The following is a 15,754-nucleotide window of genomic DNA, read 5'->3' as shown; positions in this document are numbered from 1 at the left end:
GTCCCCTACCTGTCCTCGTTCAGAACCCTGATGGGCAGCTGCGACTCCTCATCGCCTCCCCCGAAGAAGGCCGAATACCACTCCCCGAAGTCGCCACCCGTGATCCGCATCTCCACCGTGCCGCGCACCGTGTCCTCAATACCGCAGCCGAAGAAATCGGTATCGCCGTTGCCCCCGGTGTTGTTGGTTCCGTCGTTAACGTAGAGTCGGATGTCGCCGACCGTCGAGTGCTCCGAGCCGCCATGGACGGCGAGCATGGCCGTACCGGGCCACACGCATCCGCTCGGAGCGCCCTCGTAGCTGAAGTTGACGGTCACGGTGCCGCCGACGCTTGCCGGCTCGCGGTCGCCCTCACCGTCGGTATCGCTGAAATAGTTCTGCCCGCCGCCGAAGAAGGTGAGGTTCCAGCCGCTTCTGAAGTCGACGGTGACGTCGCCCGTCACCTTGCCGGAGGGAGTATCTTCCGCATGGCCACCGCCATGGAAGTTCCCGATGGTCGAATTGATTCCACTCAAGGAGGAGACGCCCGCGCGCGTCGCCGGATCGTCGACGACGATGTGGACGCTGCCGTCCAGGTCGCTGTCCTTGCCGCCGCCGTAGAAGCTCTGGAAGCTGCCGCCCCGGATGGTGATGGTCGGGTCGCCCGTCACGTCCACGCCCTCGGGGCCGCCGCCGTAGAAGTTCTGAAAGCTGTCCGCGAAGGAGTCGGTGGTCTCGAAATCATGACCGCAGGCGTAGATCGTGTTGGCCGTGACCTGCACGTTATCGAGCGTGAGACCGCCCAAGAGCGACGTGGTGGACTTCATGTCCAGAAGATGGACCGCGTCGCCCTCGCTACGCACGGTGACGTGGACCCCGGCGATACCGGCGAACTGGACGTTGCCGTCGACATCCGCCGTGAGAACGATGGTCGCCTCGGTCGCTCCGGAGCGCTCGATCGCATCGATCGCCTCCGTGAGGTCCTGAGGGCTGCCGACCTCGTACTCGTTAGCGGCACGGGTGGCCTGCGGAGCGGTGCCGGACTCGTGTGCTGCGTCCGCAGCCTCGCTTGCGGAACCGGCGAGCGACCCCGCCCCACCTGCCGCCTGGGCGGTGAGCGGCGTCGACGTGAACACGACCAGGAACGCCGCACCGGCAAGCACGGCGAGCGCGCGGCAAAGCGTCGTTTGGATATCGGCAGGTTTCTTCATGGCATCTCCGTTACGATTCAAGTGCGATTTGCCAAGTAATATTAATTTACCCCCCCCTATTATGAGACACGGATATTCCCTTGTCACCACCAGAAATAAGTTTCCAGCTCCCAACATAACGGTTTACAACCTATTCGGATGAGCCCCGGGCGGCGCGCCCGCGCCAGAGGTCTCAAGACGGCGATCGGCGCCGGCGCCGAACGGCCCTCATCGGCCCGTTTCGAACGCTCGTTACGGAATTCGGTGTGAGAAATCAAGACCGTCCGAGATGCCGATTTACCCCGCCTCGCTGACCTGCGATTTCTTTGTCTGAAATCTCCCCTTCCAGCCTCGCTTCGAAATCTCACACCGAATACCGCAACGAATGCTCGGCGCACAAGGACGCGCCCGGCCGCCGATGGGACACGGCGGCCGGGCGCGGACCTTCGGTTATGTTGGTAAAGGGCGAGCGCGTGCCGCTCTACCTGCTATGGCGTCTCCGCGCGACGCCGATAGCCGCCAGCGCCGCGCCCGCGGCGGCGATGGCACCGCCCATGATGGGAAGGGCGTCGCCCGTCGCGACGAGCGTGCCGCCGTTGCCGGCTTGAGCGGAGCCGCTCCCCTGCCCGCCCGCAGGCCCATCAGGACCGGCGGGAATGTCCGGGTTCACCGGAGTAACGGGGCCGGTCGGGGTATCGTCGCCGGTCTGCTCCGCGTCGACCCACATGATCTCGAACGGACCGAACTCGCAATAGGGCACCTCGAACGTGATGCCATCCGCCGTCTTGGTCACGCTGAGCGCGTGGGCGTTCGTGCCGGCGATCTCGGCATCGAGGTCGGCGGCATCCATGTCGATGGTGTAGTCGCGCGTGAGGCCGTCGAAGTAGACGACCGCGATCTCGCTCTCGGCGGTCATGGTCCCGCTGTAGGGGATGAAGACCGTGACGGAGCTGCCGTCGGCGGGTGCCACCCACACGTTGCCGTCGTTCGTGTCGACGAGGTCCAGGTAGCGGAAGTCATGCTCGACCGCGTCGCCGCCGAAGGCGCTGCCGGCAGCCGCGCGAGCCTTGCCATCGAGCACGTCCATACGGCCCGCATCACCGAGCACGCCGTCAATGAAGCCGTCGAAGAGCAGCTGCACGTTCGCTTCCGCGTTCACCGCGAGGCCGTCGATCGCGTTCCTCTCGAACGTGGTGCCCTCGGCCACGTGCGCGTGCGGGGCGGTGGTGTCGCACGTGCCGTCGCACGCCGCGGTGGCGCGGACCGAGCGCGCGCTCATCGTGCTCACCGAGGACGCCGCACCGTACACCGGGCGGAAGAGCTCCTCGGACAGGGACACGGCCGCGTCGTCGTCGGTGACGTCGCGCACCGCCACGGTCACGGGTTCGCCCGCCTCGTCCTTCACGGCCGTCTCGCCGTCGAGGTCGAGGATGAACTGCTCGCCGTCGGCCGCCACGGCAACGACCTCGGGATCGCCCGCGAGCGGCCAGACGCGCAGCTCGTACACGCCGCGCGTGGCGGCGCCGGTCTGCTCGTCAGCCGAGCCCTCGACGAAATAGCCCCACTGGAAGGCCGCGGCGTCGCCGTCCTGCTCCTCGCCGTCGATGTAGAGCGTCCAGTCCTCCGCCTCGAAGAGCCACACCGGCTCGGGCAGGGCGTCATCGGGGTTGGCCGAGGAGCCGGCGCCGCCCTCGTAGGCCGTGAGCGACACGGCCGTGGGTACGAGCGGCTCCGCGGTGCACTCCCACTGCGCGTAGAGGACGTCTTCGCCCGCGGTCAGGGTGTACTCATCGCCCGCGGCGACATCATCGCCGGAGCCGTCCGCCTCGGTGTTCCAGCCGGTGAACGTATAACCCACACGCGTGAATCCGTTTTCGGCCACCTTAACGGGCTGACCCTCATAGCCCTCAGAGGGCCCCGTCGAGCCCGTCGCGGCGTCGGCGTTCTTGTCGTAGGAAAGGGAGTCCTCGACGAGCGCGCTCCAGGTCCACGTGCCCTTGAACTCGACGTAGCCGTCCTTGTTCAGGACGTCCTCGGAAAGCACCACCTCGTCGGCAGGTTCTCCGTTGACCTTATAGCCCTCGAACGTCCACACGCCCGGGGTGTCGTCGCTGGAGTTCTTCGGTCCGAGCACGGTGGTGTGCTCCGGCTGGATCGCAGTCACCGTCTCGCCCTCGCTGTAGACCGTGCCGTCCACGGGAAGCAGGTCCGTAACCTCATCGGGCAGGCTGCCCCCGCGCGTGCCGCTCGAGAAGCTGTAGATCACATGGGCCTCGACCGGCTCCGCCACGATCTGCCACAGGTAGTTGTCGCTTGCCTTGGGGTCGGTCACGCGGCCGAGCGAGAGGCCCTCGGGAACGTCGGCGTTCGCGAGCGTGAAGGTGCCCGCGACGGGATCGTCGCCGTTCCCGCGCGCGATGATGTAGTCCTGGCCCTCCTCAATGTCGGCCGCGGCGGCCACGTTGACGGGGACGCTCTCCCCCGACGCCGCGAAGTCGCGCGCCATGAGCTGCACCTTCGCCGTGCCGGAGGCCGCGCCCTCGATACGCAGGGGGATGGTGCCGCCTTCATCGTGGTAGTTCTTGCCATTGGCCACTACGGGCAGCTGCAGGTTTGCCGCGCCATCGATGGTGAAGTCGCCCTCGACCGTGATGGGGCCGCGCACGCGCCAGGTGGCGCCCTCATCCATCTCCACGGAGCCGGAGAGCGAGCAGCCCTGGGGATTCGTGTCGAGCACGGCGTTCGCGCCGATGCGCACGAGGCTCACCGTGCCCTGGAAGGGGTCGTTGCCCCAGTTCTTGGAGGCGGGGCTCCAGCCGGTGATGCGCACGTCGGCGCCGTCGGCGATGTCGAAGAGGTCGACCTGCTGGACGAGGCTCGTGGTGAACGTGACGCCCGCGGCCACGTTCACGGACGTGGTGTAGGTGGTGTCATCGCTCTCGGCCTCGGCGCGCAGGCCCTCGACGTAGTAGGTATGCGTCGTGCCGAGGATGTTGTAGACGGTGTCGCCGTTCACGGTCACGTCGACGGTTGAGCTCCTGCTCTGGAGGCTCTCCGGGCTTCCGCCATAGATGTTGGCGACGACGTCGCCCTTGACCTCGGCATCACCGCCACTGAAATGGTAGACGGAGCCGCCAAAGTCGGTGACGCCGCCCGCGACGGCAGCGGTGTAGTCGATGGTGATGGCCTGATCGGAGCGGCCCTCGTTGAGGACGCGGATGGGGCCGGCGCCGGTATTGTAGCCGGAGTCGCCCGTGCCGCTGATCTTGGCCTCGGAGACGCCACTGCAGTTGTACTTGATCTCGACCGTGCCCTTGATGGTGTCGTGCTCGCCGGTGCCGTAGACCCAGCCCGTGGCCTTCGTCACGTCCATGCGCACGTTGCCCACGGTCGAGTGGATGGAGCCACCGTAGACGGTCCCGCCGTTCGCTGAGCTCGTCACGGTGACGTAGGCGGTCCCGGCCACGGCGGCATCCGTGCGCGTCGCGTCGGAGGTATCGGAGACGTCGGGATTCGCGTCCTCGCCGCCGCCGAAGACCTTGGCGGACGCCTGGTCCTCGAGGGTGACGTGGGTATCCCCGCCGACCGTGCCGTCGAGGCCGCCGCCGAAAGCGGCTTTCTTCACTGTCACGGATCCACCAATCACGAGGCTTGTGTCACCTGTGACGGCGCCACCGTCCGACCCGCCCGCGTAGACGTTCTCGAACGCGCCGCCCTTGAGAACGATATCCGTGCTGGCGACATCCGTACCATCGGAGCCGCCGTAGAGGTTCGTCGTGCCATAGACCATAGAGGAGCCCGAGATATAGGCAGTTGTGTTCTCGGTCGTCTCGAAGTGGAAGCCGTTGCACCAGGTCTCGTCGGAGTTGTAGGAGAGGTTCAGGCGCACGCGGTCGAGCGTGAGGTCGCCCTCAAGAGACTCGCCCAGGCGCACGGTGAAGGTGACGCCCTCGTCCGCCGTCAGCGTGATGCTACGGCCCGCGACGCCCTCGACGTCGTACTGCTCCTTCTCGCTGAAGGACGCGGTCGCGCAGATGGTGACCTCGGCGCCCTCCGGGACATCGCCGGCGATCTCGTCGAGCGCCTTCTCGTACTCCCACTCGCTCTTGACCGTGCACAGCCAGGTGCCGTCTGACTGCTCGACGGGGCTGTACGTCGCGCGCGGGGCCGCGGCGGGCGCGGCGGATCCCGCCGCCTGCGGCGAGACGCTCTCGACAGACGCCGGCGCGGAACCCTGGCCGCTCCCCGAGATACCTTCCTCGGCACCCGCCGTGAGCGGCACCGACGTGAAGATGAACAGAGCGACCAGGCATGCAAGCATGCCCAGCGATTTCGCGACGACGTTGCGCGGCTGCGGTGAGGTCACCATATTCAATTCCCCCGAACAAACAGAGCATAGTGCTGCGTTTGACCTACATTTAGTTGAAATGTACCCCCCTCAATAAGGTTTTGTCAATCCGCCGGTCTTTGCCTGTTGGGAACCGTACCGCGTAGCCCTATCCGCTAGTACAATGGAGCCAGCATCCACTCGAGAGGAACCGCCATGCATCCTCCGCGCAATCAAACAGGCCCAGAGAAGGTCTCCCCTCCGCCGTTCACGCAGCCTCCCAACAAGCCAAACGGCAAACGGACCGCGGCGTTTGTCCTCTTCGGGCTCGCCGCCCTATCGCTGGTCTGCGCGTTGATCTGCTGGGCGATAGTCGCCTACCTCGACGTGCAGTTCGGACTCGACGGACCCGGCACGGGCTGGTTTGTCATGCTCGCGCTGCCGATCTACCTAGTGGTCTTCGTCTTGAGCCGGGTCCTTCCCATCACCACGACAGCGCTCGCCCTCATCGGTGCGATCCTGTTTTTCCTCGCGCGGCGCGATGAGCGTGATGCGACGGCAACCGACCCGCTCTCGGGCCCCATCGCCGGTGGGAAGCAGCGCTCCGCTCCGCAGGGCGGCAACGGGTTCGATGACGCGAACGGGCCCATCAGCCGATAACGACGCAAACAGCTGAACCGATTCTCTTGTTCAAACCTATTCGGGGTATATATCCTGCTGGTTTGTATTATATATAGTGTCATAATCGAATTACCCCCCCCTCTTTTTTTCACCTCTTTCTTGTTATCTCTTACTTTGCGTTCTGTGCCGGAATGATTTTTAAAAAATCTTATGATGCGAACGGCGGTGGCCGGCGGCCGAGCGCCCTCCATATGCCGTATCGAGCCCCGTTCCTGAGAGTTCGGGCATCTTGGCGGTGGGTACTATCGGACCGTCTGGGCGCATCCTGACCAACCCCAAAAGAACCCGCAGGAAAACGTAGCTCGCCGAGCCGCTCTACCCGCTGGTTTTGATAGCATCCACCGCCAAGACGCTCGAACGGGTGGCCTCACCCCGGCGACGCACTCGGGCGGTTTGGAGCGATGAGCGCGACGCGGGCGCATGTTCAGACAAGAATACTGTGCGAAAAATCGCAGCTACCCCGCTAACGGCCGCAACGCAAAGCAGAATCCTGCGACTTCTCGACGCAAGCGCGGCGGCTAAACCGGTCCTCCCGAATAAGGCACAGTATTCTTGCTCGAACGCTCTCCCCCTTGCCGCGCAAGACACCGGAAAGGCCGCGACGCACCCGGCTGCCGCAGAAACCTCGTGAACCTCGCGGGGCGGGGCCTGCGCGCACGCGCCCTGTCGTATCATGGAGACGGTATGCAACCACCCTAGGGAAGGGCAGGATCCATGGTCTCTCGCATCTACGTGGAGAAGAAACCGGGCTTCGACGTCGAGGCCAAGCAGCTCGCGGCCGAGCTCACCACCATCCTCGGCATCGAGGGCATCACGGGCCTCCGGCTCATCAACCGCTACGATGTCGAGGGCATCGACGAGGAGCTCTTCCGCTCCTGCATCCCCACCGTGTTCAGCGAGCCGCAGGTCGACGTCACCTACGACGAGCTCCCACAGGCCGAGGGCGCGGCGACCTTCGCCGTGGAGTTCCTGCCCGGCCAGTTCGACCAGCGCGCCGACTCCGCGAGCGAGTGCATCCAGCTCATCTCCCAGGGCGAGCGCCCCACCGTGCGCTCCGCCAAGGTCTACCTCATCGAGGGTGCGCTCGATGAGGGCGCCCTCGACGCCATCAAGCGCTACGTGGTGAACCCGGTCGAGGCGCGGCTCGCCTCGCTCGAGAAGCCCGAGACCCTCGCCACCGAGATTCCCGATCCCGAGCCCGTCGAGATCCTCGACGGCTTCCGCGAGCTCGACGAGGCCGGCCTCGCCGCCTTCATCGCCGAGCGCGGCCTGGCTATGGACCTCGCCGACATCCGCTTCTGCCAGGAGCACTTCACCGAGGAGGGTCGCGACCCCTCGATCACCGAGATCCGCGTCATCGACACCTACTGGTCCGACCACTGCCGCCACACCACGTTCGGCACCGTGCTCGACGAGGTCCAGATCGACGACGCCGTGATCCAGGCGGCCTTCGACCGCTACCTCGAGATCCGCCACGAGCTCGGCCGCGACGGGAAGCCCGTCTGCCTCATGGACATGGGCACCATCGGCGCCAAGTGGCTCAAGCACGAGGGGCTGCTCACCGACCTCGACGAGTCCGAGGAGATCAACGCCTGCACGGTGAAGGTCACGGTCGACGTCGACGGCAAGGATGAGGACTGGCTCTTCCTCTTCAAGAACGAGACCCACAACCACCCGACCGAGATCGAGCCCTTCGGCGGCGCGGCGACCTGCATCGGCGGCGCCATCCGCGACCCGCTCTCCGGCCGCAGCTACGTCTACCAGGCCATGCGCGTGACCGGCGCGGCCGACCCCACGGTCCCGGTCGCCGAGACCATGGCAGGCAAGCTGCCGCAGCGCAAGCTCGTGACGACCGCCGCCGCCGGCTACTCGAGCTACGGCAACCAGATCGGCCTCGCCACGGGGCAGGTCTCCGAGCTCTACCACCCGGGCTACGTGGCCAAGCGCATGGAGGTCGGCGCCGTCGTGGGCGCCACGCCCGCGAGCCACGTGCGCCGCGAGGAGCCCCAGCCCGGCGACAAGATCATCCTGCTCGGCGGGCGCACCGGCCGCGACGGCATCGGCGGCGCCACGGGCAGCTCCAAGGCGCACAACGTCGAGTCCATCGAGAAGGACGGCGCCGAGGTCCAGAAGGGCAACGCCCCCATGGAGCGCAAACTCCAGCGCCTCTTCCGCCGCGAGGACGCGTGCCGCCTCATCAAGCGCTGCAACGACTTCGGCGCGGGCGGCGTCTCCGTCGCCGTGGGTGAGCTCGCCGACGGCCTCTACATCGACCTCGACCAGGTCACCAAGAAGTACGAGGGCCTCGACGGCACCGAGCTCGCGATCTCGGAGTCCCAGGAGCGCATGGCCGTGGCCGTGGCGGAGGACGACGTCGACGAGTTCATGGGCTACGCCGAGGAGGAGAACCTCGAGGCCACCGTCATCGCCGAGGTCACGCACGAGAAGCGCGTGCGCATGGCCTGGAACGGCGACGTGATCGTGGACCTCTCCCGCGCCTTCCTCGCCAGCAACGGCGCGCCCAAGCACCAGGCCGTGCACGTGGGGCCGCGCTCCGTGTGGCAACCCGCCTGGGAGGGTACCACGCTCGCCGAGCGCATGGGCGCACTCGTCTCCGACCTCAACGTCGCCTCGAACAAGGGCCTCGCCGAGCGCTTCGACTCCACCATCGGCGCCGCCACGGTGCTCATGCCCTTCGGCGGCAAGACCCAGCTCACGCCCGCGCAGGCGATGGTCGCGAAGTTCCCCGTCGACGGCGAGACCACCACGGTCTCGGGCATGGCATGGGGCTTCAACCCCTACCTCATGAGCGCCGATCAGTTCGCCGGCGCCTACCTCTCCGTGGTGGAGAGCGTGAGCCGCCTGGTGGCCACCGGCTTTGAGCACGAGCGCGCCTACCTCTCGTTCCAGGAGTACTTCGAGCGCCTGCGCGACGTGCCCGAGCGCTGGGGCAAGCCCGCCGCGGCTGTGCTCGGCGCCCTCATGGCCCAGATCGACCTGGGCATCGGCGCTATCGGCGGCAAGGACTCCATGTCCGGCTCCTTCGAGGACCTCGACGTGCCGCCCACGCTCGTCTCGTTCGCCGTCGCCACGGGCAAGCTCGACCGCGTGGTCTCGCCCGAGTTCAAGGGCGCGGGCCATCGCGTCGTGCGCATCGCGCCCGCCGACTACGCCGAGGACTGGCGTCCCGACGCCGCCCAGCTGCTCGAGGCGTTCAAGCTCGTCGAGCAGCTCGCGGAGGCCGGCGCCGCGCTCGCCATCGACACCCCCGGCTACGGCTGCAGCGCCGAGGCGCTCTTCAAGATGGCCGTGGGCAACGGCATCGGCCTCGAGCTCGCCGACGACGTCGATGTGGATAGCCTCTTCGAGCCGATGTACGGCAGCTTCATCGTCGAGCTTACCGAGGACGCGGACGCGGTGCTCGAGGGCGCCGCGGACGGCGTCGTGATCGAGCCGCTCGGCACCACGGTCGAGGGCTACGTGCTCGAGACGGCGAGCGAGCAGATCGACCTCGCCGAGCTGCAGGAAGCCTGGGAGCGCGGCATCGAGGGCGTCTTCCCCTACCGCACGCCCGCGGCCGAGGCGGCCGCGCTGCCCGCGGTCGAGCCCATCACGTTCACCGCTGCCGCCCCGCACGTCTACACCGGCGAGAAGTTCGCCCGCCCGCGCGTGATCATCCCGGTCTTCCCCGGCAACAACTGCGAGTACGACAGCGCCCGCGCCTTCGAGCGCGCCGGCGCCGTGGCCGATACCTTCGTCATCAACAACCTCACGCCCGAGGCCGTGGCCGAGAGCTCGCGCGAGCTCGCCCGCCGCCTCCGCGAGAGCCAGATCGTCATGATCCCCGGCGGCTTCTCCGGCGGCGACGAGCCGGACGGCTCCGCGAAGTTCATCACCGCGTTCTTCCGCGCGCCCGAGGTCACCGACGCCGTGCGCGACCTGCTGCAGAACCGCGACGGCCTGATGCTCGGAATTTGCAACGGCTTCCAGGCGCTCGTGAAGCTCGGCCTCGTGCCGTACGGCGACATCGTGCCCGCCACGGCGGACGCGCCCACGCTCACGTTCAACACCATCGGCCGGCACCAGAGCCGCCTCGTGAAGACGCGCGTGGCGTCGAACCTCTCGCCCTGGCTCTCCGCCTGCGAGGTCGGCGACGTCTACACCGTGGCCATCAGCCACGGCGAGGGTCGCTTCGTCGCGACGGACGAGGTGCTCGGCCAGCTCGCGGCCGGCGGCCAGATCGCCACGCAGTACGTCGACGCGGCGGGCGCGCCCAGCATGGACCTCGCGGTGAACCCCAACGGCAGCGTGTGCGCCATCGAGGGCATCACCTCGCCGGACGGCCGCGTCTTCGGCAAGATGGGCCACGTCGAGCGCAGCGGCGAGGGTCTGTACCGGAACGTGCCCGGCCGCAAGTACATGCCGATCTTCGAGAGCGGTGTCGCGTACTTCGCGTAAGCCCCGGCACCGGTAGGGTCCCGAAGTAGCAGGCCCTTCGCGCCGGTTCCCGCCGCCCTGTGGCAGCGGAGCCCGCGGAGGGCCTTCTCTGTACGCCGGCGACCCTAGCTGCCGGTCCATCGAGAGGAGCCTTCATGGCCAACGTCATCGATGCTATCGACCGTGAGCGGGCGCGCGCGGCGTTCGACGCCTACGTGGCGCCCTACGATGCCGCGAACCCGCGTATCGCGCTCAAGGTGGAGCACACGCTGCGTGTGGCGGAGCTCTGCGACCGCATCGCGCGCGGGGCGGGGTTCACCCCGGCAGGTGCGGACCTCGCCTGGCTGTGCGGCCTTCTGCACGACATCGGCCGCTTCGAGCAGCTGCGCCGGTGGGACACGTTCAGCGACGCCGCGTCGGCGAGCCACGCCGCGCTCGGCGTCGAGGTGCTCTTCGGCGCCGCAGATGGCGAGCGGCCGCTCGTCCACCGCTTCATCGACCCCGACGCCGAGCTCGAGCGGATCGTCCGCGCGGCGGTCGCCTACCACAGCGATTTCCGTCTGCCCGAGCAGCTCGACGTGCGCACGCGCGCCGTCTGCGACGTGGTGCGCGATGCCGACAAGATCGATATCCTGCGCGTAACCTGCACCGACACGGTCGAGACGGTCCTCGGCGCAAGCGAGGCGGAGCTCCTCGCGAGCACCGTCTCCCCCGCCGTGGAGGACGCGTTCTTCGCGCACCGCACCGTGCGCCGCGAGGAGCGCGCCACGCCGGCGGACTTCCTCGTGTCGCTCGCCTGCTTCACCTACGAGCTCGTCTACCCCGAAAGCCTTATGATCGCCGACGAGCAGGGCTTCATGTTCCTGCCTTTCGAGCGGCCGTTCGGCATCGAGGCGCCGTTTACCGACCCCGCGACGCGCATGCTCATGAACCGCATGGACGGCCACCTGCGCGCCTGGATCGACGAGCGACTGGCGTAGCGCGAAAGGGCACCCCGCCGGCAGGCTGAGCCGCGCGTTGGCGACGGCGCATCGTCCCCTGAAGCGCAGCGTCCAGCACCGGCGACCTGCTACGCGTCGGCGTCCACCCGCTGCGCCTCGAAGGTCTCGGCCACGGCGTCCTCCTCGCGGATGCCGTCGTTCGCGCGCTCGAGCGTGCCGAGGTAGCGGTTGTGCATGTTCTCGGTCGCGACCTTGTGCGGCGACTTCTTCGCGTAGGCGCGCACCTGCGCCGCGGACTTCTTCACGCCCTGGATGGTGCCGGGCCCCGCCACGCAGCCGCCCGGGCACGCCATGCCCTCGAGCAGGTAGCCGTCGTACTTGCCCTTCACGGCGTCCTTCATGAGCTTGCGGCAGTTCTCGAGGCCCTCGGCCGCCTCGACCTTGACCTCGAGGTCGGGATGCTGCTCGTGGATGGCGTCGACCACCGCGTGCGCGACGCCGCCGGCCACCGCGAAGGCGCGCCCGTCGGCGCTCGCCGTCTCGAAATCCGTCGCGCCGTCGCCCGTGAGCTTGGTGTACTCGATGCCCTTGGCGTCCATCATGCCCGCCATCTCCTCGAAGGTGAGCACGAAGTCGACCTCGCTCTTCACGCTCTTGCGCATCGCCTCGAGCTTCTTGGCCGAGCACGGTCCCACGAAGACGATCTTCGCCTTGGGATGGTGCTCGCGGATGAGGCGCGCGGTGAGCACCATCGGCGTCAGCGCCATCGAGACGCAGCCCGCGAACTCGGGGAACTCCTTCTTGGCCATGACCGACCACGCCGGGCAGCAGCTCGTCGCCATGAACGGGATCTTCTCGGGCACCTCCTCCAGGAAGTAGCCCGCCTCCTGCACGGCGCACAGGTCCGCGCCGACCGCGACCTCCTCGACGCCCGCGAAGCCGAGCGTCTTGAACGCCTCGCGCAGCTTGTCGACGTTGCCGCGGCCGCCGAACTGCCCCACGAACGACGGGGCGACCGCCGCGATGACCTCCTCGCCGGCGCGGATGGCCTGGATGATCTGGAAGATCTGGCTCTTGTCGGCGATCGCGCCGAAGGGGCAGCTCACCAGGCACTGCCCACACGAGACGCACTTGTCGTAATCGATGACGGCGCGCCCCTGCTCGTCGGAGCCGATCGCGTCCATGCCGCACGCCGCCGCGCACGGGCGCTCCCAGTGCGCGATGGCCGTGTACGGGCAGACCTCTCGGCAGCGCCCGCATTTGATGCATTTCTCCTGGTCGATGTAGGCCTTCTTGTCCACGAAGGTGATGGCGCCCTTGGGGCACACCTCGCGGCACGGGTGCGCGAGGCACCCCTGGCAGAGGTTCGACACCACGTACGATTCCTCGGCGCACGCGTTGCACGCGAAGTTGATGATGTTGATGAGCGGCGGCTCGTAGTAGGTCTCGGGTTTCGCCGCCTGCTCCGTGCCCTCCGAGATCCTCGCCGGGCGGTCGGCGCCCTAGAGCGGCAGGCCCATCGCCAGGCGGATGCGCTCGCCCACGATGGCGCGCTCGAGGAACACGCTCTCGCGGTACGTCGCGACGTCGCCCGAGATGATCTCGTACGGCAGGTCGTTGAGCTCGTCGAGCACACCGTCGTCGTCTTCGTAGGCCACGCGCGCGACCTCGCGGAACACGGTGCGGCGGATCTTGGCGAGGCTGGTGTAGACCCCGCGCATCGCTTCTGCCATAAAAGCCCCCTCTCCGGGCGGGCGCCGGCCCGCCGCGGTATGCCTATCGAGGATGCGATGGCACCAGTATACCGGGGCCGCACTGGGCGCTAGATGGCCTGCGGCACATGTTTCGCGGGCGTTTCCGGGCCGAGGGGCGGATGATAAGCGACCGGGCGCCCGCCGTGTCGGCAGACGCCCGGTCGATCGGGTACGCATTCGAGCCTTCGCCCGCCGCGAGCGCGCTCGCACGCTGCGCGCCGGCCCCGACGCGGCGGCGCGCCCGCTACCTGGCCAGCCCGGCCTCCTCAGCCGAGAGCGGCTTCTTCAGGAACGAGAGGATGAGCGCGGCCACCACGGAACCCGCGACGAGCGCCACGAGGTACATGACCGGGTTGCCGATGACGGCGATGACCCAGGCGCCACCGTGCGGCGCGGGGCTCGTGCAGCCGAAGAGCGCGGAGAGCGCGCCGGCCAGCGCGGAGCCGATGATGCAGCTCGGGAGCACACGGCCGGGGTCGGCGGCGGCATAGGGGATCGCGCCCTCGGAGATGAACGAGAGGCCCATGATGTAGTTCACGATACCGGCCTTGCGGTCGGCCTCGGTCCAGCGGTTCTTGAAGAACGTCGTGGAGAGCGCCACCGCGATGGGCGGGACCATGCCGCCGACCATGACGGAGGCCATGACGATCTGCGCGGAGGTGGTGCCGGCGGCGAGCATGCCGGTGCCGAACACGTAGGCCGCCTTGTTGAAGGGACCGCCCATGTCGACCGACATCATGCCGCCCACGACGGCGCCCAGAAGCACGAGGTTACCCGTGCCGAGGCTGTTCAGCGCGCCGGTGAGCCAGGAGTTGATGGCCGCGAAGACAGGGTTCAGCGCGAGCATCACGAAGCCGATCGCGAAGATCGCCACGAGCGGGTAGAGCAGCACCGGCTTGATGCCCTCGAGCGAGCTCGGCAGGTGGTCGCAGGCCTTCTCGAAGGCGAGCGTGAGGTAGCCTGCCGCGAAGCCCGCGAAGAGTGCCGCGATGAAGCCGCCCGAGATGAGGGCGCCCTGCGCCTCGGCATCCATGGCCGTGGCGAGATAGCCCAGCGTGAAGCCCTGCTTGGCGAGCCAGCCGCCCACGAGACCGGGCGCGAGGCCGGGACGGTCGGCGATCGACATCGCGATGAACGCGGCGAGGATGGGCAGCATGAAGTCGAACGCTGTGCCGCCCACGAGGTTGAAGAACGCGGCGATGGGCGTGGAGCTGCCGTAGGCCGCCGTGCCCATGCCCTGGGTGTCCACCAAGAAGGCGATGGCCTTCAGGATGCCGCCGCCCACGACGAACGGCAGCATGTGCGACACGCCGTTCATGAGGTGCTTGTAGATCTGCGAGCCGATGCCGTCGCCCGAGGCGGCCGCCGGCGCGGAGGAACCGCCCTTCGCGTGGCAGATGGGCGCCTCGCCGTCCACGATGATCTTGATGAGGCGCTCGGCGTCGTTGATGCCGGCGGAGACGTTCGTGGAGTAGAGCGGCTTGCCGTCGAAGCGGCCGAGCTCGATGCCCTTGTCGGCCGCGATGATGATGCCCTTGCACGCGGCGATCTCCTCGGCGGTGAGGGCGTTCTTCGTGCCCACGGAGCCCTGGGTCTCGACCTTGATGGTGTAACCCATCTCGCCCGCGACCTTCTCGAGGTTCTCGGCAGCCATGTAGGTGTGCGCGATACCCGTGGGGCACGCGGTAATCGCGAGGATCTCAGGCAGGCCGGACGCGGCCTCGGCAGCGGGCGCGGCCTCGGCCTTCGCGGCGGCCTTCGCCTGCTGGTCGGCGTCGTAGGCGGCCTCGGCGGCATCGATCGCGGCGAGGAACTCATCGACGCTGCTCGAGGCGCGCAGCGCGGCCGGGAACTCGGGGTGCATGAGCAGCGCCGAGAGCTTCGCGAGCACCTCGAGGTGCACGTTCGCCTCGGTCTCGGGCGCGGCGATCAGGAAGATGAGGTCGGACGGCTTCCCGTCGGGCGCCTTCCAGTCAACGCCGCCGGGGACCGTGATGGCCACAAGGCCGGGCTCGCGCACGGCATCGGTCTTGGCGTGCGGGATCGCCACGCCCTCGCCCACCGCCGTGGAGAACTCCGCCTCGCGTGCGAGCACCGCGTCGCGGTACCGCTCGCGGTCGGCGATCGTCCCGATGCCCACCTGCAGGTCGACCAGCGCGTCGATGGCCTCGGCCTGCGTCGCGGCGGCGACACCGAGCTTCACGCCCTCCTTCTTCAGCAATCCGGTGATTTGCATGAAAAGCTCCTTTCCCCGGCTCGCGCCGGATGGAATTACCTCGATCGGTTCGCGACGGCCCTGGGTTTCCCGCCGGGAAGCGCGGACCCACGGCGTTCGCATCGCTAGGTGGACACTTTTTTCAAGTAGTAGGTGGGTTACTGGGACACGCGCGGATAGACCGGTCCGGTTTTGCAGGGAAACCGCTGGTTGGAATCTTCAAGGTCTTC

Annotated in this window: 6 protein-coding genes and 1 pseudogene; 3 read left to right on the top strand and 4 right to left on the bottom strand. The window is 67.9% G+C overall.

The genetic code is table 11. The annotated features are described in order from the left end of the window. Positions 1-5 precede the first annotated feature (5 nt). Positions 6-1,190, bottom strand: coding sequence for a hypothetical protein (locus tag FS885_RS06710; protein ID WP_144744296.1), 1,185 nt, complete (start codon positions 1,188-1,190; stop codon positions 6-8). A gap of 460 nt (positions 1,191-1,650) precedes the next feature. Then, positions 1,651-5,538, bottom strand: coding sequence for an SHIRT domain-containing protein (locus tag FS885_RS06705; RefSeq protein ID WP_144744295.1), 3,888 nt, complete (start codon positions 5,536-5,538; stop codon positions 1,651-1,653). Positions 5,539-5,712: 174 nt separating this feature from the next. Here FS885_RS06705 and FS885_RS06700 point away from each other — a divergent pair, with 174 nt between their 5' ends. The 3 genes from FS885_RS06700 to FS885_RS06690 all read left to right on the top strand — a co-directional run bounded on the left by FS885_RS06700 (position 5,713) and on the right by FS885_RS06690 (position 11,594). Continuing rightward, positions 5,713-6,156 (top strand): hypothetical protein, encoded by a 444-nt coding sequence (locus FS885_RS06700; RefSeq protein ID WP_144744294.1) that lies wholly within the window; start codon positions 5,713-5,715, stop codon positions 6,154-6,156. Between the two features lie 735 nt (positions 6,157-6,891). After that, positions 6,892-10,635 (top strand): phosphoribosylformylglycinamidine synthase, encoded by a 3,744-nt coding sequence (locus tag FS885_RS06695; protein ID WP_144744293.1) that lies wholly within the window; start codon positions 6,892-6,894, stop codon positions 10,633-10,635. Positions 10,636-10,769: 134 nt separating this feature from the next. Next, positions 10,770-11,594, top strand: a complete 825-nt coding sequence (locus FS885_RS06690; RefSeq protein ID WP_144744292.1) for an HD domain-containing protein — start codon at positions 10,770-10,772, stop codon at positions 11,592-11,594. A gap of 89 nt (positions 11,595-11,683) precedes the next feature. On the opposite strand, the pseudogene FS885_RS06685 reads toward FS885_RS06690, so the two are convergent. Then, positions 11,684-13,288, bottom strand: a pseudogene (locus FS885_RS06685) (4Fe-4S dicluster domain-containing protein). Between the two features lie 265 nt (positions 13,289-13,553). Next, on the bottom strand, positions 13,554-15,545 hold the full coding sequence (locus FS885_RS06680; protein WP_144744291.1) for a PTS fructose transporter subunit IIABC: 1,992 nt from the start codon (positions 15,543-15,545) through the stop codon (positions 13,554-13,556). Between the last annotated feature and the right edge of the window lie 209 nt (positions 15,546-15,754).

This window comes from Enorma burkinafasonensis (genome assembly GCF_902150035.1).
Taxonomy (GTDB): Bacteria; Actinomycetota; Coriobacteriia; order Coriobacteriales; family Coriobacteriaceae; genus Enorma; species Enorma burkinafasonensis.
This window is presented reverse-complemented; position numbering and strand designations above follow the sequence as displayed.